Origin of the sequence: Hymenobacter setariae (genome assembly GCF_007713685.1) — a bacterium.
GTDB lineage: Bacteria > Bacteroidota > Bacteroidia > Cytophagales > Hymenobacteraceae > Hymenobacter > Hymenobacter setariae.
On record NZ_VMRJ01000006.1, the window covers coordinates 150,124 to 174,128 of the forward strand.

General features: G+C 57.1%; 23 protein-coding genes and 1 tRNA gene. 12 read left to right on the forward strand and 12 right to left on the reverse strand.

Translation table 11 applies throughout. The features are described 5' to 3' along the window. Nucleotides 1-58: 58 nt before the first annotated feature. From pth to FNT36_RS21425, 3 genes are all read right to left on the reverse strand, one after another. On the reverse strand, nucleotides 59-625 hold the full coding sequence (gene pth / locus FNT36_RS21415; RefSeq protein ID WP_144851960.1) for an aminoacyl-tRNA hydrolase: 567 nt from the start codon (nucleotides 623-625) through the stop codon (nucleotides 59-61). Nucleotides 626-880: 255 nt separating this feature from the next. Beyond that, nucleotides 881-1,453: a 50S ribosomal protein L25/general stress protein Ctc gene (locus FNT36_RS21420; RefSeq protein ID WP_144851962.1), complete on the reverse strand. Its 573-nt coding sequence runs from the start codon at nucleotides 1,451-1,453 to the stop codon at nucleotides 881-883. 101 nt (nucleotides 1,454-1,554) lie between these two features. Further along, nucleotides 1,555-2,484 (reverse strand): ribose-phosphate pyrophosphokinase, encoded by a 930-nt coding sequence (locus tag FNT36_RS21425; RefSeq protein WP_144851964.1) that lies wholly within the window; start codon nucleotides 2,482-2,484, stop codon nucleotides 1,555-1,557. Nucleotides 2,485-3,361: 877 nt separating this feature from the next. Here FNT36_RS21425 and FNT36_RS21430 point away from each other — a divergent pair. From FNT36_RS21430 to FNT36_RS21440, 3 genes are all read left to right on the forward strand, one after another. Further along, entirely contained in the window at nucleotides 3,362-4,207 is an 846-nt protein-coding gene (locus tag FNT36_RS21430) for a chromate resistance protein ChrB domain-containing protein (RefSeq protein ID WP_144851966.1), read from the forward strand. A 98-nt stretch (nucleotides 4,208-4,305) separates the two neighbouring features. Then, nucleotides 4,306-5,157, forward strand: coding sequence for a DUF2490 domain-containing protein (locus FNT36_RS21435; protein WP_144851967.1), 852 nt, complete (start codon nucleotides 4,306-4,308; stop codon nucleotides 5,155-5,157). A 424-nt stretch (nucleotides 5,158-5,581) separates the two neighbouring features. Next, on the forward strand, nucleotides 5,582-5,875 hold the full coding sequence (locus FNT36_RS21440) for a hypothetical protein (protein ID WP_144851969.1): 294 nt from the start codon (nucleotides 5,582-5,584) through the stop codon (nucleotides 5,873-5,875). Between the two features lie 138 nt (nucleotides 5,876-6,013). On the opposite strand, the gene FNT36_RS21445 is transcribed toward FNT36_RS21440, so the two are convergent. The 4 genes from FNT36_RS21445 to FNT36_RS21455 all read right to left on the reverse strand — a co-directional run bounded on the left by FNT36_RS21445 (nucleotide 6,014) and on the right by FNT36_RS21455 (nucleotide 9,023). Further along, complete coding sequence (locus FNT36_RS21445) at nucleotides 6,014-7,645, reverse strand: AAA family ATPase (RefSeq protein ID WP_144851971.1); 1,632 nt, start codon at nucleotides 7,643-7,645, stop codon at nucleotides 6,014-6,016. Nucleotides 7,646-8,344: 699 nt separating this feature from the next. After that, entirely contained in the window at nucleotides 8,345-8,698 is a 354-nt protein-coding gene (locus FNT36_RS21450) for a site-specific integrase (protein ID WP_144851974.1), read from the reverse strand. Nucleotides 8,699-8,721: 23 nt separating this feature from the next. Further along, complete coding sequence (locus tag FNT36_RS25865; RefSeq protein WP_262712189.1) at nucleotides 8,722-8,850, reverse strand: hypothetical protein; 129 nt, start codon at nucleotides 8,848-8,850, stop codon at nucleotides 8,722-8,724. Between the two features lie 100 nt (nucleotides 8,851-8,950). Continuing rightward, nucleotides 8,951-9,023, reverse strand: a tRNA-Gln gene (locus tag FNT36_RS21455). 229 nt (nucleotides 9,024-9,252) lie between these two features. Here FNT36_RS21455 and atpD point away from each other — a divergent pair. The 7 genes from atpD to FNT36_RS21490 all read left to right on the forward strand — a co-directional run bounded on the left by atpD (nucleotide 9,253) and on the right by FNT36_RS21490 (nucleotide 16,253). Then, entirely contained in the window at nucleotides 9,253-10,755 is a 1,503-nt protein-coding gene (atpD, locus tag FNT36_RS21460) for a F0F1 ATP synthase subunit beta (protein ID WP_144851976.1), read from the forward strand. A 116-nt stretch (nucleotides 10,756-10,871) separates the two neighbouring features. After that, complete coding sequence (gene atpC, locus FNT36_RS21465; RefSeq protein WP_144852524.1) at nucleotides 10,872-11,114, forward strand: ATP synthase F1 subunit epsilon; 243 nt, start codon at nucleotides 10,872-10,874, stop codon at nucleotides 11,112-11,114. Between the two features lie 166 nt (nucleotides 11,115-11,280). Then, nucleotides 11,281-12,405, forward strand: coding sequence for an AI-2E family transporter (locus FNT36_RS21470; RefSeq protein WP_144851978.1), 1,125 nt, complete (start codon nucleotides 11,281-11,283; stop codon nucleotides 12,403-12,405). 45 nt (nucleotides 12,406-12,450) lie between these two features. Continuing rightward, the gene (locus FNT36_RS21475; protein WP_144851980.1) at nucleotides 12,451-13,593 is read left to right on the forward strand and encodes a trans-sulfuration enzyme family protein; all 1,143 of its coding nucleotides are present in this window, start codon (nucleotides 12,451-12,453) and stop codon (nucleotides 13,591-13,593) included. 179 nt (nucleotides 13,594-13,772) lie between these two features. Then, nucleotides 13,773-14,723, forward strand: a complete 951-nt coding sequence (locus FNT36_RS21480; RefSeq protein WP_144851982.1) for a DoxX-like family protein — start codon at nucleotides 13,773-13,775, stop codon at nucleotides 14,721-14,723. Between the two features lie 55 nt (nucleotides 14,724-14,778). Further along, the gene (locus FNT36_RS21485) at nucleotides 14,779-15,459 is read left to right on the forward strand and encodes a DUF4166 domain-containing protein (protein WP_144851984.1); all 681 of its coding nucleotides are present in this window, start codon (nucleotides 14,779-14,781) and stop codon (nucleotides 15,457-15,459) included. A gap of 47 nt (nucleotides 15,460-15,506) precedes the next feature. After that, nucleotides 15,507-16,253, forward strand: a complete 747-nt coding sequence (locus FNT36_RS21490) for a fatty acid desaturase (RefSeq protein ID WP_144851986.1) — start codon at nucleotides 15,507-15,509, stop codon at nucleotides 16,251-16,253. Nucleotides 16,254-16,257: 4 nt separating this feature from the next. Here the strand turns inward: FNT36_RS21490 and FNT36_RS21495 are convergent, their stop codons facing one another. The 3 genes from FNT36_RS21495 to FNT36_RS21505 all read right to left on the reverse strand — a co-directional run bounded on the left by FNT36_RS21495 (nucleotide 16,258) and on the right by FNT36_RS21505 (nucleotide 19,552). Continuing rightward, on the reverse strand, nucleotides 16,258-17,412 hold the full coding sequence (locus tag FNT36_RS21495) for a DegT/DnrJ/EryC1/StrS family aminotransferase (protein WP_317129626.1): 1,155 nt from the start codon (nucleotides 17,410-17,412) through the stop codon (nucleotides 16,258-16,260). A gap of 77 nt (nucleotides 17,413-17,489) precedes the next feature. After that, entirely contained in the window at nucleotides 17,490-18,191 is a 702-nt protein-coding gene (locus FNT36_RS21500; RefSeq protein ID WP_144851988.1) for an acetyltransferase, read from the reverse strand. Between the two features lie 44 nt (nucleotides 18,192-18,235). Further along, nucleotides 18,236-19,552 (reverse strand): ammonium transporter, encoded by a 1,317-nt coding sequence (locus FNT36_RS21505; RefSeq protein WP_144851990.1) that lies wholly within the window; start codon nucleotides 19,550-19,552, stop codon nucleotides 18,236-18,238. 236 nt (nucleotides 19,553-19,788) lie between these two features. Here FNT36_RS21505 and FNT36_RS21510 point away from each other — a divergent pair, with 236 nt between their 5' ends. Further along, nucleotides 19,789-20,025, forward strand: a complete 237-nt coding sequence (locus FNT36_RS21510; RefSeq protein WP_144851992.1) for a hypothetical protein — start codon at nucleotides 19,789-19,791, stop codon at nucleotides 20,023-20,025. Nucleotides 20,026-20,102: 77 nt separating this feature from the next. Here the strand turns inward: FNT36_RS21510 and FNT36_RS21515 are convergent, their stop codons facing one another. Beyond that, entirely contained in the window at nucleotides 20,103-20,408 is a 306-nt protein-coding gene (locus FNT36_RS21515) for a hypothetical protein (protein WP_144851994.1), read from the reverse strand. A gap of 132 nt (nucleotides 20,409-20,540) precedes the next feature. After that, nucleotides 20,541-21,764, reverse strand: coding sequence for an S-adenosylmethionine:tRNA ribosyltransferase-isomerase (locus tag FNT36_RS21520; protein WP_144851996.1), 1,224 nt, complete (start codon nucleotides 21,762-21,764; stop codon nucleotides 20,541-20,543). Between the two features lie 127 nt (nucleotides 21,765-21,891). Here FNT36_RS21520 and FNT36_RS21525 point away from each other — a divergent pair, with 127 nt between their 5' ends. Further along, a complete protein-coding gene (locus FNT36_RS21525; protein ID WP_233636130.1) occupies nucleotides 21,892-23,949 on the forward strand; it encodes a peptidylprolyl isomerase in 2,058 nt (685 codons plus the stop codon). The last annotated feature ends 56 nt before the right edge of the window (nucleotides 23,950-24,005 follow it).

Genomic DNA, 24,005 nt, shown 5'->3' on the forward strand with positions numbered 1-24,005 from the left:
TCATGCTTCGCTTGCGAAGCATGACAGCCGTTTTTTGCGTTCACGGACTAACCTTTTTTTATTTGACATTCACCACGTTCATTGCTCGCTCTAGACCCATCGCGCCGAAAGCCAGCACCGCCTCGCCGGCCTTCTCAATGCGTAGCGGCAAGTCAATTTGCTCGTCGGCCGAAAAGGGGTCGAGTACGTAGTCAACTTGGCGTCCTTTCGAGAAATTAGCATCGACCCCAAAGCGTAGTCGGGCGTATTTATCGGTGCCTAGGGTGGCTTGGATGTCTTTCAAACCATTGTGTCCGCCTGCCGAGCCTTGGCCTTTCAGGCGCAGTTTGCCAAAGGGCAAGGCTAGGTCGTCGGTCACGACTACCATATTATCGACCGGAATCTTGAGTGCACTTAGCCAATGCTGCGCTGCCTTGCCACTGAGATTCATGAACGTAGTAGGCTTTACCAGCACATAGGTGTGGCCTTTGCTCTTAAACTCGGTAGTGAACGCGTGGCGACCTAGGGCGAAGCGCGGCGCCCCAAATTTTTCAGCCAAGTAATCGGCAACCATAAAGCCAATGTTATGGCGCGTGTCGGCATACTCAGGGCCGATGTTGCCTAGGGCAAGAACCAAAAAGACCACAGATTCTAATTGATTAAACGGATTTCGCAGCTACGCCCGCCGCGGCAGGCTGACTAGGCAAGCTAGCTGCTTTCTCCGGGTAGTTGATGTAAGATATAGTAGGTAAGGCCACCACTAAAGCCAAAAGAAAAAGGCTGCTTTATAAAGCAGCCTTTTTCTTTGCAAAACAACGGATGAAACCGAAATCAGCCAGCTAGTCAGCCTGCCATAGGCAAGTGTAGCTGCGAAATCCGTTTAGCCCGTTATAATCTGCGATTAACGGTTAGCGGCCATTTCGCCTTTCAGTGCACGCGGGATGGTGACAGTGGCGATGGGAGCCTGGGCGTTGGTGAGGATAGTGTAGTTGTTGGTTTGCACCGCGCCTACTTTCACCGACTTACCGAGCTCTAGGGTGCTGATGTCAACTTCTACGTAGTCGGGCAGGTTTTCGGCCGTAGCCTTCACCTTCAGCTTACGCAGCTTGCTGGCCAGCTTGCCACCAGCGAGTACGCCCGGCGATACGCCTACGTATTTCACGGGGATATCCATTTTCACTTCTTTGCCTTCCTGCAGCTCCAGGAAATCAACGTGCAGCAGCATTTCGTTGACGGGGTGGAACTGAGCATCCTGCACGATGGCGCGGTAGTGCGTGCCTTCCACGTTCAGGTCCACGATGTGGGCCTCGGGGGTGTACAGCAATTCGCGGAACAGGATAGCGGGCACCGAGAAGTGCACTGCTTCGGCACCACCGTATAGTACGCAAGGCACTTGGGCATCTAGGCGCAGTGCCTTGGCGTCCGTCTTGCCGAGATTCGCTCTTTTAAACCCTACAATCTCCAGGCTTTTCATAAAAGAAGTTGGTTTGGAATGAATTAGCCGCCCGGCAACCCTTGCCGAAACGGGCCGCAAAGGTACAGCTTTGGGGCGGCAAAAGCAAGGCTGTGCGCTAGTTAAATAAACAGCGAGCTAATGCTGTCGTGCGTTACGACATTGCGAATAGCAGCCGCAAACAGCGGCGCCACCGAAATCACCCGAATCTTGTCATTCGCCTCGCGCTGTGGAATTGTGTCGGTCGTAATCAGCTCCGTGAGCGAAGAGGCACGAATGCGCTCGTGCGCCGGGCCGCTCAGCAGCGGGTGCGTGATGACGGCGCGCACCGAGCGGGCCCCACGCTCCATCACGAGGTCGGCGGCTTTGCAAATGGTACCGGCCGTGTCCACCATATCATCCACAAATACGACGTCCATACCCTTTACGTCACCGATTACTTGCATCGAGGCGATTTCATTGGCCCGCAGGCGCATTTTGTCGCAGACCACAATTTCGGCGCCGAATTTCTTGGCGTAAGCGCGCGTCCGCACCACGCCGCCCACGTCGGGCGAAGCGAAAATCAGGTTTTCGAGGTTCAAGGACTTGATGTAGGGCGCCGTGACAGTGGCCCCGTCGAGGTGGTCTACCGGAATATCGAAGAAGCCCTGAATCTGACCAGCGTGCAGGTCGCAGGCCATGAGGCGGTCAGTGCCTACGCTCTGGATGATGTTTGCCACCACCTTGGCCCCAATGCTCACGCGGGGCTTGTCTTTGCGGTCTTGGCGGGCATAACCCATGTAAGGCATCACGATGTTGACCTTGTGGGCCGAGGCCCGTTTGCAGGCGTCCACCATCAGCATCAGCTCCATGAGATGTTCGGAGGGCGGAAAAGTGCTCTGGATGAGGAACACCTCGCAGCCGCGCACACTCTCGTTGAAGCTAGGGCCTAGCTCATTATCCGCAAAGCGCTGCACGGTGAGGTCGCCCAGCGGCTGCCCGTAACATTTAGCAATGTGGTGGCCCAGCTCCTGCGAAGCAGTGCCGGCAAATATCTTAACAATGGGTTCCATCGATGTGTAGGGCAAGTGGCAGCTTGCCGTAATAAATGTTGAAGAACAGCCGGAAGCCGGTACGGCGAGTAGTGGCTTGCCGCGCCGGGGTAAAAAGCGAAAGGCGCCGGCTTACTCCCGAAGGGGAGAAGCCAGCGCCTTTGTAAAAATCGCAGGGTAGGGTAGTCGTAGCGAGGCATTGCTGCCACAACATTTCCCAAGGTGTAAAGCAAGTCCGTTGCGGCAGCCTGCCCGCCGGGTACTCCGTGCGTGCCCAACTACTAGGGTCGGGCATTCCGGAAGCTAAGGGCTGCGGCGGCTGCTTACTCATACGGTCGAAACTAGGCAGGACTACCTGACGGCAGTGGTTTGCGCCTGCAAAGTTGCGATAGGTTTAAGGAATTGCGGTGGAATAAATGCACAACTGCCAAAAATTAACACGTCGGCTAGGGCTACTGAAGCAGCTATAACCTTCTGGTTGGGGTGGGTACCACTGGCGGGGGGCCTAGGTATGCCCGCGGCGAGCGATATTTTCAAGCACGTATTGACTGGCCTTGCGAACCCGAATAAAAACGTCTTCTGGGTTCTCTTTTTTGCAAGAAAACAAGCTCAGGCAGGCGCATAAACGAAGCAGAAGAGGTCCCATCTTAGACTACTGGTAAAGGGAGTCAGGTTAGGGAGCTTTGGCAAGGATAGGAAGGATTACAACGAGAATGAAACTTCGATAATGCGCCGTCAGGAATGCACCCTGTACCTAGTCTATACAAGAATGGTAAAAAAGGCCCCCAAAACCTGCGTTTTGGGGCCTGCTGGCGGGGTAGTATTCTCAGTAAGCCACAAAAGACCTGTTTTGTGGAGTAGCAGGGTGAGCCTATTGCGACTAAGTTAGTATGACCTTATGCAATGGATTACACGTGAGCGGCCCAAGATTGACCGCCTAGCCTGCCCTTGGCTCATTTTGCGCTTTATAGACCCCGCAGCTCAAATTCTCTACGTCCCAGCTGAGCAGGTACTGCCTATTGCCCAACAGCTCGGTGCCATCCCTTTTGATGTAGCCGGCGTGGAGTTTTCGCACTATGGGGCGGCATGCACCTTCGATTATTTTCTGAAGAAGTATAACCTCACCGACCCCGCCCTACATGCGCTGGCCCCGATTGTGCGCGGAGCGGATACCGACAACCACGCGCTGGCCGCGCAAGCCGCTGGCTTGTGGGCTATTTCAGCAGGGTTAGCGCAGAACATTCAAGATGACCAGCAATTACTGCAGCAAGGCCGGGTGCTGTATGACGCCCTCTACACCTGGGCGCAGCAGCTGCAAGGCCAGCCCCATACGCAGCAACCCGAAGAGCAACTGCTCGTGCAGGTATATACGGCCTACCTCCAGCGCACTCAAGACCAGAACGCTCCACCCCCGGCCTGGGCCACGCAGCTACGCGAGCTGATTCAGGACCACCTCGATACTAACCTGAGCTTGCGCCTGACCCAGGCCGCCGATGCGCTGCAAGTCAATCCTACGTACCTCTCGCGCGAGTTTGCCCGCTACTTCGACAACCTCTCGTTTGGCGAGTATATCCGCAAGCTGCGTATCGACAAGGCATTGCACCTACTGGCTACCACGACGTACTCGATGGGGGAAATTGCCTACCTCACGGGCTTTTCAGACCAGAGCCATTTTACGCGCATCTTCAAGCAGCACACGGGACAAAGCCCCGCGGCGTACCGCAAGAAGCCGCCGCGCAGGTAAAGATTATACCAACGAGAAAATTCGTTCTATTTTCTCGTTGGCGCAGCTCCTAGCATTGCCGTCAGTTTCGCGTGTGCCTAGCGCGGGATTGTTAACTAATGCATTTCGCTACCTCTACCTTCGCCCAACGCGCTAGTAGCGCTGCGCGGCCCCGCGTTTATCGCTATTTCCACTCCTTAGGCTACTGGGGCAGCTGCCTGCTGCTCGCAAGCCTACTCGTTGCCACGCCTACTTATGCGCAAAAGCAACTGGTGCAAGAGCGCCAGACGTGGCTAGGCGTATTCAACCAAACTCGCTTTTCCGACCACTGGGGCCTCTGGGCAGAAGGCCACCTGCGCCTGCACGACCAGTACGTGCACGAGCTATTTCAGACCGTGGCCCGCGCTGGGGTAACCTATTACCTGACCGACGAGGTGCGCTTGACCGGCGGCTACGCGTATGCCTACCTCTACCCCGATGGGGCGCGCACCGTGGGCCAGCCTGAGCACCGGCCCTGGCAGCAAGTGCAGTGGTTTACCAAGTTTCCTAAGGCCCGCCTTATGCAATGGGTACGCTTGGAGGAGCGGTTCCGCCAGCAGGTGGTCGGCACCGACGAACTAGGCTCGAGCTTTGACTTCAACTACCGGACTCGTTTCAATACGGCCTTGTTTCTGCCCCTCATCCGCAAGGCGTTTGAGCCCGGTGGGCTACAGTTCTTGCTCAACGACGAAGTGATGGTCAATTTTGGGGAGCGAGTGCGCTACAACTACTTCGACCAGAACCGGCTATTTGCGGGCTTGGTCTACCAGGTGAGTAAGCAGGCACAGGTGCAAGCGGGCTACATGTATCTGTTTCAGCAGCTACCCACTGGCGATAGCTACCGCAATCAGCACACTATCCGCCTTTTTTACTTTCACAACTTAGACCTGCGCAAGCCCGCAGCGGCCCCGGCTACCCTAACGCAGCCCTAGGTGGCACTCAACCTACTAATGGGGTTCAAAATGCTCTTCTGTTTAGAACGGTATCCTAGAGCCATACCAGCTAGCTATTCGGTATCATGCACTAGACAAGAAACGAGTCGCCCGCTTAAAGGCAAGCCTGCTAGGCGCCCTGCTCGGAGCCAGCACGAGCTAGGGCGCTCGGAGAACCTGACTTTATGTGCTTTGTGGGGCCCGGTCGCCGCCGGGGCAATGATAGTAAAAGCCGGTTGGTGCCCCTTGGCTAAAAAGACCTATTAGTAATGAGTGATTGCTAGTGATGTATTGCTATTGTCGCGTTAAATAAAACGAAAGCCCCGACCGATGAACGGCCGGGGCTTTTTGCGTCTAGCGCCTTGTTGCTAAACCTAGTACAACAAAGTTGTGCCAGCTTGCGGCGCTGCCTATATTGGTAGCCGTGAAGCACTTTCTACTCTCTTGTTGCCTGCTGCTCGGCTTTGTGCTTGGCGTTACCATCCTGCCGCCGTTCCCGGACCTAGCCGCCACTGCGCGACCGCGGCGGCTGGCTCGCCCCGCGCCCCTCACTGATACGGTGTACGTGTGCCAGGGCGCCCATGCCCGGCTCTACCATTGTAGCCCCACCTGCGCGCAGCTCACGCGCTGTGGGCACCCGGTGCAGATGCTGGAGGCGGCCCAGGCCAAACGCTGGGGCCAGTGGGCGTGCCAGCAGTGTCTTATCCGCTTGGTTTGAGCGACCCTAGGGCCCTAAGTGTCGAAACTGTGTAGGCGAGAGTATTTAAAGTGCTACTAAAAAAGGTGTATAAAATGTAGAAATAAAGGTGGCGTGGTAGCAAGAAAAAGCCCCGACCTAGGTCGGGGCTTTTTCTTGCTACTTGAGAAATATCTCTCTTCTGAGTTCTCGATAGACAATCGTTTCAGGTGTTACTCGAGGCACTAAATGCTCCCGCATGAAGGCATCGGCATTTAGTCCAATCTGGTTGACGCTTAATATGCGTTTCGCAGCAACACGTATATGCTCTGCTGTTGATTTCCAATCATCGGTAGGGTTGCCACGAGCAATACTTTCTGCTAGAAAGCGCTGCTTCTCAGCCTGCAGGCTTGGCCACAATCCTGCTTTTTCCTCATGAGTGCAGAATTTTTCTAAAATCTCGTCATCAAGTAAATAAGCCTCAAGATGCCTTTTTGCAAGAATTCGATTTCCTTCAGCAATGACTTCTAAACGTTCAGATTCTGTGCAATCGTCTCGGTCCACAATGAATGTGGTGTTAACGCTTGGTAGAAATTGACTAAAAACACCTGATAGCAAAGCAGCTTTGTCTTTTACTTCATTGCTACTACCCACAGAAAGAAAAACAGTATCAGGATATTCATTTGCGAAAATTGCTGTATAGCAGCGTGCATCAAACTCTTTTTTCTTTCTGCCATTAGGGTCTCCTTCGCAAAAGAAAATTTGGGCAGGCGCGACTAGTGACGCTAGCTCACCTATTGTATTTGAGAAATTACGTTGCCAAAATTGACGGTTTGTGATAGCAGGTTTGAGGACCACCGGTTGGTCAAAATCGTGTCCCCCAAAATCTAAGAAAGCAACAGTGCCTGGGTTATTCTCCTCTAATTCTCTAGCTTTTCGCATCATACCTGCCGAATGAGTGGCAACCCACAATTGTGATGTGCCAGGTAGTGTATTATATAATTCAGCTAGTAGCGCCGAATGAATATTAGTATTTACATGTACTTCCGGCTCGTCTATGCAATAGATGGTATTATCAAATACTTCGGATTTAATTACAAAGTCAAGGACTAAATCAAAAGCTGCCTTTTCGCCAGCAGATAAATTCTGATATGCCCAGTTTTTGGATGAGCCTTTTTCGAAGTAGAAAGAACCATTAGACAATGGATTGCCGAGACTAATCAGCTTTGCATCGGGTAATACTCTAGCGAATGAATCCCCTATTCTTCCAACTATCCGCTCTCGTAGTTGGTCCACTGTCTCAGTATTATGACCGTCATGAGCAAAAACATCCTTGATAGTTTGTGCTATCAAACGTTCATAATTATTTGCAACGCGACTATCTAAAGCCATTAAATGTATCGGCCTTGACTTGTCTGCCTCCATAGGACCTTTGTTGCTCAAGGTTGATACTGTAAATGCAGCTTCATAACGATAACCTGTCCTAATATAGAATTTGCGCTCATCTTCTTTAGTTGGGGAGCGCCAATCAAAGTCGTTTGCGTCGTGAAAATTGACGGTTACTCTACCCTGTTCAAATAAGCCCCAATAATCAGAGTTTTGTATGACGCCTGCTTTGTCATAGTAGCCAGAAGCAGGACGGTATATACCACCTACTACTGAAGCAAGGCTGTTGAACCCATCTAAAACGGATGATTTGCCAGAGCCATTAGGTCCAACTAGCATAACTAGCCGGACAGTTTCAGGAATGTCCGTAATAGTCAAATTAGTAAACCTTTTGAAGCCCAGTAGGTGAACGTTTTTAATTTTCATATTACAGTTAGTTAGGGTAGGAGATATATAAGAAAGCTCGACTAACCGGCCGGACTTTTTGTATCATATCAGTAGTACCTAGGATACCCAACCGCCGGGCCTCAGCGAGAATCAGCATACGCACCAGCCCTGAATTCTTCAATCCTCGTGCATTTGCCACCTCGCGCTCAAGTGCAGTAATAGCTCTCGTTGCTACTAAGTAAGCTTAGCTTAATTAACATATAAAAGGGCGGTCGCTACGATAGGTAGTGACGGCCCCTTTCTAAGCTGCTGCTAGTGAGCAAGCGAACGCTGGAACTGCGCCACAACGTAAGCACCAGTTAGGTACTGATAGCCTATTAGCTCCCACCCTTTACTACTTAGGTAATTGAAAGCCTGTGACTCCGAGTCAAAAGAGGCAACCTTCGTAGCCTCTTCCGCTAAGCGACTGTCTGCCAGGGGAGCCTTTTTAGACTCCTGCCCATACGCCATCGCAATTGATAGTGCCCGGTCAGAACTCGCCCGTAGCGATATATACAGGCGGCAGAACTGTTTGGGCTGGCTGTTGGTCGTGCCGGGGGTAGCCTGGGCGAAGACTGGAGATGCAGCGCTGGTGGTAAGCAGCAAAGCAAACGCGAGGTGTTTGAGCATGAGGCATGAAATGGGTGACGTATCAAAAATAGCGGGTCTGTCCCTGCGAGATAAGGCGTTAGCTGCTCACTAGGTAGTGAATCGCGGGGCCTTCCTCGCTGCAATCGCCGCCCGCTTCATGTCGCCGTCCACGTGCACGTATTTCCTCGTGGTCTTGCTGTCTTCGTGGTCTGGCAGCTTCTGCAATACCTCGGCCTTGTCCCCGGCCCGCCCGACGTTGGTGGCGAAGGTCTCGTGGTCCACGTAGTAGGGCAGGTGCGTAGGTAAGCCCAGCGTCAGACCTAGGCGCTGAAGTAGGCGATTAGAATATTGGTCGGTGTATTTGTAGAAGCCGGGCAGTTCGTTCTCGCGCCGGGCATCCCCTAGGTAGCCGATGGCCCGCGTAGTGAGCGGCAGCATGTCGCGCGTCTTCTTGTGGGGCAAACGCCGGTAGCGTCGTCGAAGAGTTAGGGCCACCAGCTGCTGTTGAGCCTGATAGGGTAGAGCACCCGGTTGGTAATTGGTTGCAAGCGCCGCAGGTAGGTGCCATTCTGCTTGGCCGGTTTTTGCAGAATAATCTTGGCGGAATAACTCACCGGGGTAAACGCCAAAATGCCAATAACCCGAAAACGGCCTCCGCTCAATCTGAGCGGAGGCCGTTTTCGGGTTATTCAGCGGCACTATTGTGTGCCTAGGTTGTCCGACCAGGGCTCGAACCTGGACTTTCTTGAATCAAAATCAAGCGTGTTGCCGGTTACACCATCGGACAAGGTCCCTAGAGCGATGTGCTGTTCGGGGCTGCAAAGGTACAAAAAGAATGATACGAGGCAAGAGGTAGGTCAAAAATTTTTAAAAAAACTTTGTGAACGGTTTCTGAAGGCTGTTTTAGGAAGGGTGGGCGTGGGTAGCCAACCTAGGCGCTGCACAGCTTTGAAAAGCCCCGTTTTGAGCGTACTTTTGCACCCTCAAAACGTATTAACTTAGTAAAACAAAACCAAATGGCGAATTCGGGCAAAATCACCCAGGTTATCGGCCCCGTGGTGGACGTGAGCTTCGCGGGCGAAAGCGACCTCCCCAACATCTTCGATGCGCTGGAAGTAACCAAAGACAATGGCCAGGTGGTGATGCTGGAGTGCCAACAGCATTTGGGCGAAGACCGGGTGCGCACCATCGCCATGGACTCGACCGAGGGCCTGACCCGTGGTGCTGCTGTACGCAGCCTAGGTCACGCCATCACGATGCCTACCGGCGACGGCGTGAAAGGCCGCCTGTTCAACGTAATTGGCCAGGCTATTGATGGCATTCCGCAGCCCGTGAGCACCGGCGGCCTGCCCATCCACCGCAACGCGCCTGCCTTTGAAGACCTCGCTACTTCGTCAGAAGTATTCTTCACCGGCATCAAAGTAATTGACCTGCTCGCTCCGTATGTGAAGGGTGGTAAAATTGGTTTGTTCGGTGGTGCCGGTGTAGGCAAAACCGTACTGATTCAGGAGCTTATCAACAACGTAGCCAAGGCCTACTCGGGTCTGTCGGTATTTGCTGGTGTAGGTGAGCGTACCCGCGAAGGCAATGACCTGCTGCGCGAATTCATCGAAGCCAACATCATCCGCTACGGCGATGCCTTCAAGCACTCGATGGAAGAAGGCGGCTGGGACCTGAGCAAGGTGGATATGGCCGAGATGGAAAAATCGCAGGCTACCCTCGTGTTCGGCCAAATGAACGAGCCCCCCGGAGCCCGCGCTCGCGTGGCCCTGTCGGGTCTAACGATTGCTGAGAGCTTCCGCGACGGCGACGGCACCGGTGCTGGCCGCGACATCCTGTTCTTCATCGACAACATCTTCCGCTTCACGCAGGCGGGTTCGGAAGTATCGGCTCTGCTGGGCCGTATGCCTTCGGCCGTAGGTTACCAGCCCACGCTGGCTACCGAGATGGGTGCCATGCAAGAGCGCATCACCTCGACCAAGCGCGGCTCGATTACTTCAGTACAGGCCGTGTATGTGCCTGCCGATGACTTGACTGACCCGGCTCCGGCTAACACCTTTGCTCACTTGGACGCTACGACGGTATTGAGCCGTAAAATCGCCGAGCTAGGTATCTACCCAGCTGTGGACCCGCTCGACTCGACCTCGCGCATCCTCGACGCTACCGTACTCGGTGCTGAGCACTATAACACTGCCCAGCGCGTGAAGGAGATTCTGCAGCGCTACAAGGAGCTGCAAGACATTATCGCCATCCTAGGTATGGACGAACTGTCGGAAGAAGACAAGCAGACTGTAAACCGCGCTCGCCGCGTACAGCGCTTCCTGTCGCAGCCCTTCTTCGTGGCCGAGCAGTTCACCGGCCTGCAAGGTGTACTGGTTGACATCAAGGACACTATCAAAGGCTTCAACGAAATCATCGACGGCAAGTATGACCACCTGCCCGAGTCGGCCTTCAACTTGGTGGGCACCATCGAAGATGCTGTAGCTAAAGGCGAGCGCCTGCTGGCTGAAGCCAAGTAAATCGTATGTCATGCTGACGAAGGAAGCATCTTATCACGGCTGCTTTCGTCAGAAATTAGTAATCCGAGCCTTGCGAACGTGATAAGATGCTTCGCAAGCTCAGCATGACAGAAGCAATGCATTTAGAAATCATCACCCCCGACCGCAAGGTATTTGATGGCGAAGCTACTTCGGTGCGCTTTCCGGGTACCGATGGGTCGTTTGAAGTGCTCAACAACCACGCTCCGCTGATTGCGGCCCTCAAAACGGGCGACGTGATTGTGACGGGTGCGGGCGGCGGCACGTTTCACATTGGCGGTGGCATCGTGGAGGTGCTGCGCAACAAAGTGACTGTGTTAGCTGAGTCGGCATCGGCCTAACTTGGCTTAAGCCTTAATAAGTAAACTGCGGGAGCGCCCGCGCTGGCTTCGGCTGGCGCGGGCGCTTTTTTGCTACCTAGGGCCCGTCGTTTTGGTGCGTAACTCAGCCATACGTGGAGTTTTTTCGTTCAGCGACTATTACTCCCTTTTTACTGGCCTTTGCGCAATGTCGCTTCCTGCTGAAACCAATATTTACACCCCCCGCCAGCGTTACCTGCTGCTTATCGCCACGCTAGTTGTTCTTGGTGCGCTAGCTCTGTACGGGATGCTTGGTTACCTCACCGCTTTCCTAGGGGCGGGTATCCTATATGTAGTGCTGCGGCCGTGGTTTACGGCGCTGGTGCACAAGCGCGGCTGGAACCGCACACTGGTGACGGTGCTGCTGCTCATATTCGCAGTGGTAGTGCTCATTATTCCCTTTTTTGCCCTTACCTCGCTGCTCATCGACAAGGTGCGGATAGTAGCCCAAAATACCGACCAGATTCTGGCGACGGTGCAAGGCATTGAGCGTAAGCTGGGCGTGCAGGTGACGCAGCAGGCTCAAGTGCGCCAACTCTTGCAGCAGGGCGCTGCCCGCGTTAGCCAATGGATACCAACGCTGGCCAGCAGCGTGCTCAATGTCATCGTTATCGTGGGCCTGATGCTCTTCACGATGTATTACCTATTTATGCAGGAAGAGACCTTCCTGGCGGGCCTGCGACGCTACTTGCCCTTCCGCGAAAAGACGCTGGACGAGCTCAGTGAGTCGTTGCGCAACAACGTGAATGCCAACGTACTGGGGCAAGGGGTAGTAGCCTTGGTGCAGGGCTTGTTAACAGGCCTGACGCTGTGGATATTCGGTGTGCCATCGCCAATGTTCTGGACGGTAATCGCGTTTTTTATGGCATTTATCCCGGTGCTGGGTACCCCGCTGGTGTGGGGCCCGGCCGCCATCTATCAGTTTACCCAGGGGCACAATGGGCAGGCCATCGGTATTTTGGTGGTAGGTGTAGTGGTGATTATTAACGTGGATAATCTACTGCGCATCTGGATGGCCAAATACATGGGCGACATCCATCCTTGGGTAACGCTGGTGGGCCTGACCCTAGGCGTCGATATTTTTGGTATTGTAGGACTAGTTATTGGGCCGCTGCTGCTGTCGTACCTCATCGTGCTGATGCAGGTGTTTGCCCGCGAAAACCGGGTACTGCTGCACCTAGTGCCCGACACGCTGACCGGCAAGGCCGAAGAAATAGTGGATGAGTCGGTAAAAGTCCGAACTGAGGCCGAAGAAATTCGCCGCACCCAGTAGGCAAGCGTGGGAGCGGCAGTAGTCTGGCGCTACCTTCGCCCTGCTATGGACCTGACCTCAATACACCCGAAAGTTACCCCCATCTACCAAACATCGGTCTTCAAGTTTAGCTCGCTGGCCGAGCTAGAAGACTACTACACCACGCCCGGCCGCAAGGGCCTCTACGGTTACTCGCGCTCCGAGCACCCTAATTCGGACGAATTAGTGGCCGAAGTGGCTCGCTTGGAGGGCGCAGCGGGCGGCGTAGCTACTGGTGCCGGTTTGGCTGGCTTGCTGGCAGCCGTGCTGGCTACCTGCCAAGCCGGCGACCATGTGCTGTGCCCTGCCGAGCTGTACGGCGGCTCGGTAGTGCTGCTGTCGCAGGAGTTGAGCCGCCTAGGTATCGAAACGACCTATGTGCCGCTAGCACAGCTCTATGACTTGGCCCAGCACCGCAAGCCCAACACCAAGCTGGTGCTAGCTGAGGTGCTTAGCAACCCCTTGCTAACCGTGCTCGATGGGCCTCGCCTGGCGCAAGCGTGCCGCGAGCAAGGTATCAAGCTGCTTATTGATAGTTCGTTTACTTCACCCATGCTGACGCGCCCGCTTGACTGGGGCGCCGATATGGTGTGGCATTCGGCTACGAAGTACCTGGCTGGCCACTCTGATGTAACAGCTGGCGTGGTAGTGGCCAACGACCCGGCCCTCAATAAACGCCTGCGGCAAGTAGCTACTAACCTAGGGCTGATGCTGGCCCCGCTGGATAGCTGGCTGGCCGTGCGGGGCCTCAAAACCTTGCGGCTGCGCATGCGGCAGCATTCGGAAAATGCGCTGGCTGTAGCCCGCTTTCTAGCCAAGCACCCGGCCGTGGCGGAAGTTTTTTACCCTGGCCTCGAAACGCACCCCGGGCACGACCTAGCCGAAGCACAGCTGCTGAATGGCTTGTATGGCGGGATGCTCTCGCTGCGGCTCGCCAACGATACCGTGGCGGCGGCCGATGACTTTGTGCAGCGCACCAAGCTGTTTCCGCTGGCGCCCTCACTGGCGGGGGTGGCTTCGTCGTGCTCGTACCCCACAGCTACTTCGCACCGCGGGCTCAGCGAAGAGCAGCGCCAGGACCTAGGTATCACACCGGGCGTGCTGCGCTTGAGCGTGGGCATCGAGGAGCCAGCCGAGCTGCTGGCTGACCTAGGGCAGGCGCTGGATTAGCGGGATAGCTACTGGTTGCTACGCCGCCGCAAGCGCCCTACAGAAAGAGCAGGTAAACGTGTGTTGGAGCCGAAGGCTAAGCACACGTTTACCTGCTCTTTCTGTAGAGGTAAAATGCTCTGATTATTATCATAATGTCTAGGGTTTGCTGCGCAAAATCGCTACCTTTCGCACGCGTTATGAAAAACCCGCCCATCTACGTAGAGGCTCGCATTCGGTGCCCGTTAGAGGCTCTTTGGGAGCACACCCAGCAGCCTGAACTGCATCAGCAGTGGGACTTGCGCTTCACCGAAATCGAGTACCTGCCGCGGCTTTCGGCCGCCGAGCCGCAGCAGTTTTTGTACGCTACGCGCATCGGGTTTGGCCTAGGGGTAGCGGGGCGGGGCGAAAGCCTCGGCACCAAAGAAAAAAATGGGGAGCGTACCTCAGTACTCAAGTTTTGGTCAGAGGAGTGGGTATCACTCATTCGCGAAGGCGCGGGCTTTTGGAAATACGTGCCAACGGCCGATGGCTTGCGGTTTTTTACGAAGTATGATTACCAAACGCGCTTTGGGTGGGTAGGGCAGGTGCTCGACCGACTGGCGTTTCGGCCGCTTATTGGCTGGGCTACGGCCTGGAGCTTCGACTGCCTACGGCTATGGCTCGAAACTGGGCAGCGGCCTGCTTTATCGCGGCGCTTGGGCCTGGCCGACTGGCTAACGCGGGCTACCCTAGGCGTGGTGTGGGTATACCAAGGGGTAGTGCCAAAGCTGCTTTACCCTGATACCGGTGAATTGGGAATCTTGCATGGCGCCGGCTTTTCAGCCGCGGCGGCCCACCGAGTAGCGGCTGGGGTAGGCGTGGCCGAAATCTTGTTTGGGCTGCTTTTTTGGCTAATGCCGGCCCGGCGGCTGCGGCCAGTATACTGGCTGCACATGATAGGGCTGCTGGTGCTAGGTGCCGGAGCCTTGTTTAGCCAGCCGGCCGTGTTCGTGGCGCCCTTCAATCCTCTTACGCTCAATCTGGCTCTTGTGGCGATGGCGGCCGTGCGGCTGCTAGTGCCCGAAGACATAGTACCGAGTGCCGCTAGGTGCCGGCGCCAGCCACCTAGGGTCGAGCGCGTGGTGGCCCATGCTCCGCAACCGGCCTGACCTGTTTTAGCTGCTGCGCTCACTGCCTTATTGAAAAGACCTACTTTTTGCGACTATGCCGTCCATCTACCAGCAGCAATTGGGTGCTGACTTTGCCAAGCTGCACCCGCGTATTCAAGAGCGTCTTGCATTCAGCAGCCACGATAACCGGGCGTTTGTGGGCGAGGGCACAATGGCTCAGGTGTGGCACGGGCCATTCTATACCCAGCCGTTTTTGCGTGTTGGGCTGCTGCGCAATATTATGTTTCCCGAGGCGGGGCGAGATATACCATTTCGCATCGAAAATTACGCCTACCGCGACCCGATGGGCCGCGAAACGGTGACTTGGATTCGTCGCTTCAGCTTTCCGCGGCACGTGCGCTGCTTCGACGCTACCATGATTCGTAGCACCAGCCGCAACTGCATTGTGGACTACCTAGGCACCCACCAGCACCTGGCCGTCGACATTGACCTGGCCGTGACCGAGCGGGGCGGCCTGCGACTGCGCTCGGGCGAGCAGCGCTTTTATGAAGGCCCCCTCAACTTTCGGTTTCCGATGCTGCTATCGGGCCTGGCCGAGGTAGAAGAGTGGTACGACGATGCGGCCGACTGCTACCGCATTCAGGTAGAAGTGCGCAACAAAGTGTTCGGGAAATTATTCGGCTACCACGGCTCTTTCCAGCCAGCCTGGCGCGAGCTGGCCCCGGCCGACATTCCGACTTATGCGCTGCCGGTGCGGCACGAAAGCCGGGAGTAGGGTGAATAACTTAGTAAGCTATTGTATTTCAATTTATAATAATCGCTATGGATTTTCAATTAACACCCACACAGCGGCGCGTAGAGCTGGCCCGGCCCTGGGTACTGCTGGGTTTGTATATCGCCTTGGCACTAGCAGGCTGGTGGTGGCTGGCCGCACCGCTGGTAGTAGTGGTGTGCTTGGCCGCCTTTGTACAGATGCACGATACCATGCATAACGCCCTAGGGCTCTCTAAAGCAGCCAACAAGCGAATACTAAGCCTGAGCGGCCTGCTCATCTTGAAAAGTGGCCACGGCCTACAAGTGACGCACCTGCGCCACCACGGCCGCTGCCTTACCGAAGCCGACCCCGAGGGTGCTCCCGCCACCTGGAGCTTTGGCCGGGTGCTGTGGCAAGGGCCTTGGCACACGCTGATGCTACGCCGCGAGGCCCTGCGCATTGCGCCCAACACCAAGCGTATTCAGCTGCTCGAAACGGGCGCGACCCTGGCGCTGTTGGTGGGCTTTGTGGCGTTGTATTGGCTTACGGGCTCGATGGTGGGACTAGTGTACTGGGGCGTGGCGTTTTTGATGAGCGCCACCATGCCTATTTGGGCTTCTTATGTGCCGCACCATGTATCGTCGCGCAATCCGGTGGCACGCACGGCCGCGGCGCTGGCGCAGGCCTGGACGCCCATCACGGCCTCGTTTGCCTTCCACCACCTGCACCACCACTACCCTAGGGTGCCCACGGCGCTGCTCTATCGCGCCGCTACCGAGCTACCTCCGCCGCCTGAGGAGGCGCACCATCATTAGCCGCCTAGGCTGCCAAGCCCTCGCGCAGGGCCTTTGCTACGCGCCGTTGGTCGTCGTCGGTCATGGCCGTGCCGCTGGGCAGGCACAGGCCGCGGGCAAATAAATCCTCGCATACTGCGCCGCCATACATAGGCGCGTCAGCAAACAGCGGCTGCTGGTGCAGGGGTTTCCACAGGGGGCGGCTCTCGATGTTGCGTGTTTCGAGGTGCTGGCGTAGGCTTTCGGGAGTGGCGCTGGTTTGGCTAGCGCCGTCCTTCGGTTCGGCGGGGTTGAGCAGCACGGTGGTTAGCCAGCGGTTGGCGCGGCTACCGGGCAGCTCAGTAGCGGGTGCCACAGAGAGGCCGGGCAAGCCCGCTAGGTTTTCCTTGTACCAAGTAAAAATCTCACTGCGGCGTTTCACCCGGTCCTCTAGCAATTCCATCTGGCCCCGGCCGATGCCAGCGAGCAGGTTGCTGAGGCGGTAATTGTAGCCTACCTCTGAGTGCTGGTAGTGTGGGGCGGCATCCTTAGCCTGCGTAGCCCAGAAGAGGGCCTTGGCGGCGTAGTCAGCGCGGTTGGTCAGCAAGGCGCCACCGCCGCTAGTAGTCAGTATCTTATTGCCGTTGAAGCTGAAAACGCTCACCTCGCCAAAGCTGCCTAGCGGCCGGCCCTGGTAGCGCGACCCTAGGGCCTCGGCGGCGTCTTCAAGCACCGGTAAGTCAAACTCTTGCGCGATGGCCAGCAGCTCATCTAGCTTGGCGGGCATGCCGTACAGGTGCACCAACAGCAGTGCTTTGAGCTTTTTGCCTTTACTGAGCCGGTCGGTGATGGCCTCGCGCAGGCGCACCGGGCACATGTTCCAGGTGTCGGCTTCACTATCCACAAACACCGGTGTAGCGCCGCAATAGCCAATGGGGTTGGCCGTGGCCACGAACGTAAACGACGGGCACAGCACCTCATCGCCCGGCCCCACGCCTAGCAGCCGCAGCCCCAGGTGAATAGCAGCTGTGCCCGAGTGGAGCGCCACCGCGTGGCCTACGCCCGTGAAGGTGCACAAATCGGCCTCGAAACCGGTCAAATTGGGCCCAGCCGGCGCTACCCAGTTGTCTTCCACCGCTTTGTGCAGGTAGTTGAGCTCGTGGCGACCTAGGTGCGGGGGAGAAAGGTAAATACGGTCCAAAATCAAGCAGTAGGAAGCAACGTGCAGTCTGATAGCCTAAACGTATAAATGAAGACGCTAGGCCACTCGATAAGTACTTATTGCTCGTTGATAATTGCGCGGGCAGGCACGCCCACGGCCGTGACACTAGCAGGCAGGTCGCGTACCACTACGGCCCCGGCGCCCACGGTGGTGCTAGCCCCCACGCGTACCCCTTGAATAACAGTAGCGTTGGTGCCCAAGTACACGCCGGTGCCGAGCCGCGCTGCGCCGCTCACATTGGCGTGGGGCATCAGCGAGCAGAAGTCCTCGAGCACTGCGTCGTGGCCGATGGTGCAACATAGATTAAGGAACACAAACCGCCCTAGGGTAATATCGCACGTGAGGATGCAGCCCTGCTGAATGATGCAGCCCGCGCCTAGGGTTACCCGCTGTGACGGCGCCAGCCGCACCCGTGGGTGCACTAGCGCTGGAAACGTGAGCTGCGGCGACGTAAGCCGCGCCACTACGGCGGCGCGGCTGGCGCTGCTGCCCACGGCCACGGCCACGGCCAGCGGCTCTTGGGTTTGGTTGAGGTCGTGGGCGGTGCCTAGGTAGGGGAGGCCCGCCACCGTGGGCGTGGCGGGTGGCTGGTCGTCGTAAAAGCCGCACACGTCCCAGTTGGCCCCGGCCTCGTTGAGTTGATTGAGCAGTACTAGCACCTCGCGCCCTAGTCCGCCCGCCCCAAAAATGACGAGTGGCTGCGGGGCCGCTGATGGCCGCTCGCTAGGGTGGTAGTCAGAAAAAAATAACTGGGTCATGACTGGCAAAAGAAAGGGGCGCCAGTGGCCCCGCCACTAGGCAGCTAGGCCACCAAGATGGTTTCGCCATGCTGGCTGGTATCGAGGCCATGCGCCTCGTTTTCAGCATTTACCCGAATAGGCACAATCAGATTTGTTATCTGATACAGCACCCATGAGCCCCCAAAGGTAAATACCCCCACGATAAGCAGTGTAAGTAGGTGGTAGCCTAGCAGTGCCGGCCCGCCGCCCGTAAACAAGCCACCTTTCTGAGCAAACAGCGCCGTGGCCAGCATGCCCACGATGCCGCCCACGCCGTGGCACGGAAATACATCGAGGGTGTCGTCGAGGGTTGTGCGGTTTTTGAGAATAACGGCCCCAAAGCTTACGCCCGAGGCTAGAATGCCGATAGCCAGCGCCGGCCCGTAGCTAACGTAGCCCGCCGCGGGCGTGATAGCCACTAGCCCTACCACGGCCCCAATGGCCGTACCCATGGCCGAAGGCCGCTGCCCGCGGGCCGACTCCAGCAGCATCCAAGTGAGCATAGCTGCCGCCGAAGCTAGGTGCGTGGTGAAGAACGCCTGCACGGCCGTCGTGTTAGCCCCGAAAGCCGAGCCCGCATTGAACCCAAACCAGCCAAACCACAGCAGGCCGGTACCTAGGATGACGAAGGGCACATTTACCGGCACGTGGGCGTGGCCGTCGAGGTGCACCCGGCGCCGGCCGATAGAGATGGCCCCCGCCAGCGCTGCAAAACCCGCCGAGATGTGCACCACCGTGCCGCCCGCGAAGTCGAGCACACCCCATTTGGCCAGGAAGCCGTCGGGGTGCCAAGCCCAGTGCGCCAGTGGGCAATAGATGAGGATGCTAAACAAGCACATGAAAATGAGGTAGCCCCAAAATCGGATGCGCTCGGCAAAGCCACCACTGATGAGGGCTGGCGTGATAATGGCAAACTTGAGCTGGAACGCGGCAAATAAAACGAACGGCATGGCTGCCCCTAGGCGCGGGTGCGGCGCCGTGCCCACATTGTTGAACATGAAGAACGTGCGCGGGTCGCCAATCACCCCTCCAATATCATCGCCGAAAGCCAGCGAGAAACCTACCACGTACCATAGCACCGAAATGATACCTAGGGCAATAAAACTCTGCAGCATGGTCGAGATAACGTTGCGCCGGCTCACCATACCCCCATAAAAAAACGCCAGTCCTGGCGTCATAAAAAGCACTAAACCCGAAGCCGTAAGCATCCAAGCAATATCGGCGGGCTGGAAGGCATTGGGTGCTGCCTCTGGGTGGTGGTGAGGCAAGAACGCAGCCGCTCCGGCCAACGCCAAGAGCAACACTAGTGATAAACGAGCTAAAAGGACTGTGCGCGGCATAAATACAGTTTTTCTCAATATGACCTGCGCGAAGATAGTGCCTAGCTTTATTTTCGACGCTTATTTGCTAGAGCATGCGTTTTTTTAGGGCTGATAGCTCAATATTTATTATTTAAAACCAACGCTTACGTATAAAATCAAGAGGAGCTTGAGTTAAATCATGAGTAACCCAACTAAGTGCATTGGTGTACTAACGGCTACAGCGCATTCACTCACCAAACCGCTGTGTTACAGCAATGACTCATAAAACAAAATGGTTGGTACTAGCCCCCACGGGGCTGCTAGTAGTAGGGGCCGGCGCATGCCTCATCAATTGGGCCGGTAACCTGAAAGAAAAAGGCGAGCCTACTGCCAAGTGGGTAGGCGCTGGTACGGTAGCCCTGGTCGTGTTCAATGCGGGCCTCAGCTTATTTGGGCACGGCGTGAGCGAAAGCGTATTATATCAGCTTAAAGAAAAACCCGCTGACCAATAAGCTAGGAGTAGCACCTAGGCCACAACAAAAAAGCCCCGACCTCGGTCGGGGCTTTTTGTATTTTAGAAGCGGGTAGACTACTCCGACTTGGCTTCCATTTTTTCGGTGCCTTCTACAGTCTTTTTGCCTACTTTCTGGGTGGTGCGCTTTACAGCCTTAGTGCCCTTTTTGGCGCCGTGCTTGATTTTGCTACCAGCCTTTTTGGCTACGTTGCCAGCTGCATCGGCCGTATTTTCGAGGGCTTGGCCTACGTTGGTTTTGCCAGTTTTAGTAACAACTTTTTTCGTGCCATTGTCACGCACCTTTACTTCCGTTTCAGGAGTTTGGGCAAACGAAGCAGTGGTGAAAGCACAGGCGGCGAGGAGCAGAATTGCGTTTTTCATGGTTGAGAGGAGGGTAGAATTGTAGTTCCTGGGCCTTTTACGCGGCCCTTTACCTAGGGTTGTCCAGGTTTAACAGATGAGGTTAACCCTATTTAATCTTAGGAATACTCAAAGCCCATGCCAAACCTTTCATTAGCCCGGCAGCAGCAGCGAACTATCGCCGTAGCTCAAGAAGCGATAGCCGTGCGCTAGGGCATGGTCGTACACCGCACGCCAGCCCGGGCCTAGTAAAGCACTCACTAACAGCAATAACGTGCTTTCGGGCTGGTGAAAGTTAGTAATCAGTCCTTGCACCAATCGGAACTGATAGCCCGGTGCAATGAGCAGCCGCGTGCTGGCTTCCAAGGTATCGGAGCCTTGCTGCTCGAGGTAGGACAGCAGCGCTTGCAGCGCTTGCTCGGGCGCCACACTGGGGGCATCCTCATAAGGCTGCCACTGGGTTACGGCCAAGGTAGTTTGGTCGGGCTGCTGCACCAGCCCAGCCCCAAGCCAATACAGGCTTTCGAGGGTGCGCAGGCTGGTAGTGCCCACCGCAATAACTGGGTGGGGCCGGTGCGCCAGCAGCTGCCGCAACAAGCTAGCTTGCACAATAATAGGCTCGGCATGCATGGGGTGGTCGGCCATCGTCTCGGCCTTGACGGGCTGAAATGTGCCTGCGCCTACGTGCAGTGTTACCTGGCCTAGGGCGGTGCCGCGCTGAGTTAGCTCCTGCAGCAGCTCGGGGGTAAAGTGCAGGCCGGCGGTGGGGGCCGCCACGGCACCCTCGTGGGCGGCATACACGGTTTGGTAGCGCACGGCATCGGTAGCAGTGTCGGGGCGGTGCAGATAGGGCGGCAGGGGCAGGTGCCCAGCGGCGCGCAGCACTTCGGCAAAGGGTAGCGAAGCTGGCTCCCAGCGAAAATCGATGAGGCTCTCGCCGCTTTCTTCTACGGCCTGGCGCTCGGCCCATAGTGTAGCGGGCCGGCCCGCAAATGAGAACTCCAATGTTACGGGGCCCTCCTTCCAGCGGCGGCCATTGCCCACGAGGCAGCGCCAGGTGGCAGCGCCCGTTTGCTGCAGCGCTGGCTCGAGGGCGCGGTGCGGCGCCACTGGTTCTAGGCAAAACAGCTCGACCGCGCCACCCGTGGGGCGCTTGGCCAGTAGCCGGGCCCGCACCACCTGGGTATCGTTGAAGATGAGCAGTGTGTGGGGCGGTAGCTCGCCGGGGAGGTCGCGAAAGGTCTTGTCGGTGATGGTGCCCGCCCGGCTCACCAGCAGGCGGCTGGCGGCGCGGTCGGGCAGCGGCTCGGGTGCGATGCGGGCCGCGGGCAGGTCGTAATGGAAATCCTGAATGCGGAGCTGCTGCGGGGAGGGCATGGAAAAGCAGAAGAGAGGAATAATAAAAAACGACTACAAAGGTCGGACTGCGCACGAGGCTTTACGGCCTGCTTGCGATAGAATGAGCAGTTCCCGTTCTTACTTGCAGCTTCATCTTGTGCCTGCTATGCGTTCGTTTTACTTCTTCCTGCTTGGTTTACCGTTGCTTACCCAAGCAGCGGCCCCGCCCGCGCACCCCTATGCCGATGCCACGCGCCGGCGCATTGCCACTGCCCAGGACGAGCGCAAAACCGCCGAGCTGCTGCCCTTCCTCACCAATAAAAACCCTGTCTACCGCGCCGCTGCTGCCGAGGCCCTAGGCTCGGTGCAAGATGCGAAGGCCGTGCCCGCGCTACTACCACTGCTGCGCGATGCCGCGCCCGCCGTGCGCCGCGCCGCTGCCTACGCCCTCGGCCAAACCGGCGACAGCACCGCCGTACCCGCCCTAGGTCAGCGCCTAGCGCAGCCCGAAGCTGACGCCCTAGCCCGCCGCGCCACTTTTGAGGCCCTAGGGCGCTGCGTGACCAAGCGCTCGGTCAGCCAGCTATGGACCATCCGAGTGCCCGGCCCTGACAGCGCCGCTGCGCCCGGCCGCGCCTGGGGTTTGTATCGTGCCGCCCTCCGCGGCCTAGTCCCGGCCGAAGCGGTAAGCCAAGCTAGCAAGCTCCTAGGTCAGAAAAACCAAGTGCTGGCGGCTCGAACGGGTGCTTCGGCTGCTTTTACCCGCATGCGGGGCCAGGACTCTACGTTGGCGCGGGTGGCGCTGCCTGTATTGTTGAAAGGGCTAAGCTCGGACCCGAATTATTTCGTGCGAGCCAACTGCGCCACGGCGCTGGGACGAGTAGCGCGGCCAGTGGCATACGACGCATTAGCAACAGCAGCTCGTTTCGATACTGACCACCGAGTACGTATCGGAGCCCTGCGCGTATTGCATAATGCATTAAAATTCAATGCAATGTCGCCGTCAGCGACCCGGTTGTCCATAGCGCAGCATGCGGCAGTAACACGTGGGCTGCTTATGCCTCAGAAAGTGCTCGGTAATGAATTGAATAGCACATTGGCCCAAGAGTCACTTGTAGCTGCTGAATGGTTTTTAAGGGCAAAGCCAGATAGCGCATTTAACCAAGCTTTCCCTAATTTGCTAAAGCTGGCAACGGATAATAAGCACTTCCGTGCCCGCGCCACTCTGCTGCAAGCAGCCCTGCGCCACGCACCTGCCGCCCAGCGCCCAGCCATTGCCGACAGCATCCGTGGCCGTTACCAGCGCACGCCCAACCAATACGAAAAAGCCGCCCTGCTTACGGCCCTAGGGGAGGACCCGGCGCAGTTTGACTTTATAGCCAAGCAAGCGTCCCTTACCACCGGCCCGCCCGTAGTGCCCGGCACTGCCCTAGGTGCCCTGGTGGCCATGCGTGGAAGCAAGAGCTTCCCCACCGCCCGGCAGGCCGATTTTACGGTGGCTTTGCGACACGCCCTGGCGGGCGGCGACGAGGCCCAGCTTAGTACCGCCGCCGAGGCTATGGCCGATTCTAAGCTGGTGCCTGCTCCCCAACCCGAAGACCTAGCCGCTCTGCGCCAGGCCCGCGACAAGCTGGCGCTACCGCGCGAAATCGAGCCGTGGATTGCACTGCAACAAGCGCTTGATAAGCTTGAGAAAGCAGCAACTCCCACGCCCATTCCGCGGGGCACGGCCGGGCAGCACCCCATCGACTGGGCTGTGGTGCAGCGCGTGCCAGTAGGCCAGCGCGTGCGCCTGGCTACCACGCAGGGCGTAGTGGAGCTGGAGCTGAAAGTAGTGGAATCGCCGGGTGCGGTGGCCAGCTTCGTAACACTGGTGCAGCAGCACTTCTACGACGGGCTGTATTTCCACCGCGTGGTGCCCAACTTCGTGGTGCAAGGCGGCGACCCGCGCGGCGATGGCTCGGGTAGCACGCCCTATACCCTGCGCTCGGAGTTGGCCCAGCTTACCTACGGGGCGGGCGCTGTGGGGCTAGCTTCGGCTGGCAAAGACACCGAGAGCTGTCAGTTCTTTATTACGCACCTACCCACGCCGCACCTCGACGGCCGCTATCCCATTTTTGCCCAGGTAGTGCGCGGCCTCGACGTGGTGCAGCGCCTCGACATCGGCGACCGCATCACGGCCGTGACACTACTGCCGGCCGCGGCACTTCCCCGTGAGAAATAGGGAGCATCTAGCCGCCGCCCGCAAAAATGCCCTAGGTGCGTAAGGTGTTTAAAATC

Bases quoted from the DNA above. Each gene is read 5' to 3' on its own strand.
- FNT36_RS21425 (WP_144851964.1), bottom strand. From the start codon at position 2,484: ATGGAACCCATTGTTAAGATATTTGCCGGCACTGCTTCGCAGGAGCTG.
- FNT36_RS21500 (WP_144851988.1), bottom strand. From the start codon at position 18,191: ATGACCCAGTTATTTTTTTCTGACTACCACCCTAGCGAGCGGCCATCA.
- FNT36_RS21490 (WP_144851986.1), top strand. From the start codon at position 15,507: ATGGATTTTCAATTAACACCCACACAGCGGCGCGTAGAGCTGGCCCGG.
- atpC (WP_144852524.1), top strand. From the start codon at position 10,872: ATGCATTTAGAAATCATCACCCCCGACCGCAAGGTATTTGATGGCGAA.
- FNT36_RS21470 (WP_144851978.1), top strand. From the start codon at position 11,281: ATGTCGCTTCCTGCTGAAACCAATATTTACACCCCCCGCCAGCGTTAC.
- FNT36_RS21520 (WP_144851996.1), bottom strand. From the start codon at position 21,764: ATGCCCTCCCCGCAGCAGCTCCGCATTCAGGATTTCCATTACGACCTG.
- FNT36_RS21485 (WP_144851984.1), top strand. From the start codon at position 14,779: ATGCCGTCCATCTACCAGCAGCAATTGGGTGCTGACTTTGCCAAGCTG.
- FNT36_RS21430 (WP_144851966.1), top strand. From the start codon at position 3,362: ATGCAATGGATTACACGTGAGCGGCCCAAGATTGACCGCCTAGCCTGC.
- FNT36_RS21435 (WP_144851967.1), top strand. From the start codon at position 4,306: ATGCATTTCGCTACCTCTACCTTCGCCCAACGCGCTAGTAGCGCTGCG.
- FNT36_RS21510 (WP_144851992.1), top strand. From the start codon at position 19,789: ATGACTCATAAAACAAAATGGTTGGTACTAGCCCCCACGGGGCTGCTA.
- FNT36_RS21420 (WP_144851962.1), bottom strand. From the start codon at position 1,453: ATGAAAAGCCTGGAGATTGTAGGGTTTAAAAGAGCGAATCTCGGCAAG.
- atpD (WP_144851976.1), top strand. From the start codon at position 9,253: ATGGCGAATTCGGGCAAAATCACCCAGGTTATCGGCCCCGTGGTGGAC.
- FNT36_RS21475 (WP_144851980.1), top strand. From the start codon at position 12,451: ATGGACCTGACCTCAATACACCCGAAAGTTACCCCCATCTACCAAACA.
- FNT36_RS21505 (WP_144851990.1), bottom strand. From the start codon at position 19,552: ATGCCGCGCACAGTCCTTTTAGCTCGTTTATCACTAGTGTTGCTCTTG.
- FNT36_RS21525 (WP_233636130.1), top strand. From the start codon at position 21,892: ATGCGTTCGTTTTACTTCTTCCTGCTTGGTTTACCGTTGCTTACCCAA.
- FNT36_RS21515 (WP_144851994.1), bottom strand. From the start codon at position 20,408: ATGAAAAACGCAATTCTGCTCCTCGCCGCCTGTGCTTTCACCACTGCT.
- FNT36_RS21480 (WP_144851982.1), top strand. From the start codon at position 13,773: ATGAAAAACCCGCCCATCTACGTAGAGGCTCGCATTCGGTGCCCGTTA.
- FNT36_RS21445 (WP_144851971.1), bottom strand. From the start codon at position 7,645: ATGAAAATTAAAAACGTTCACCTACTGGGCTTCAAAAGGTTTACTAAT.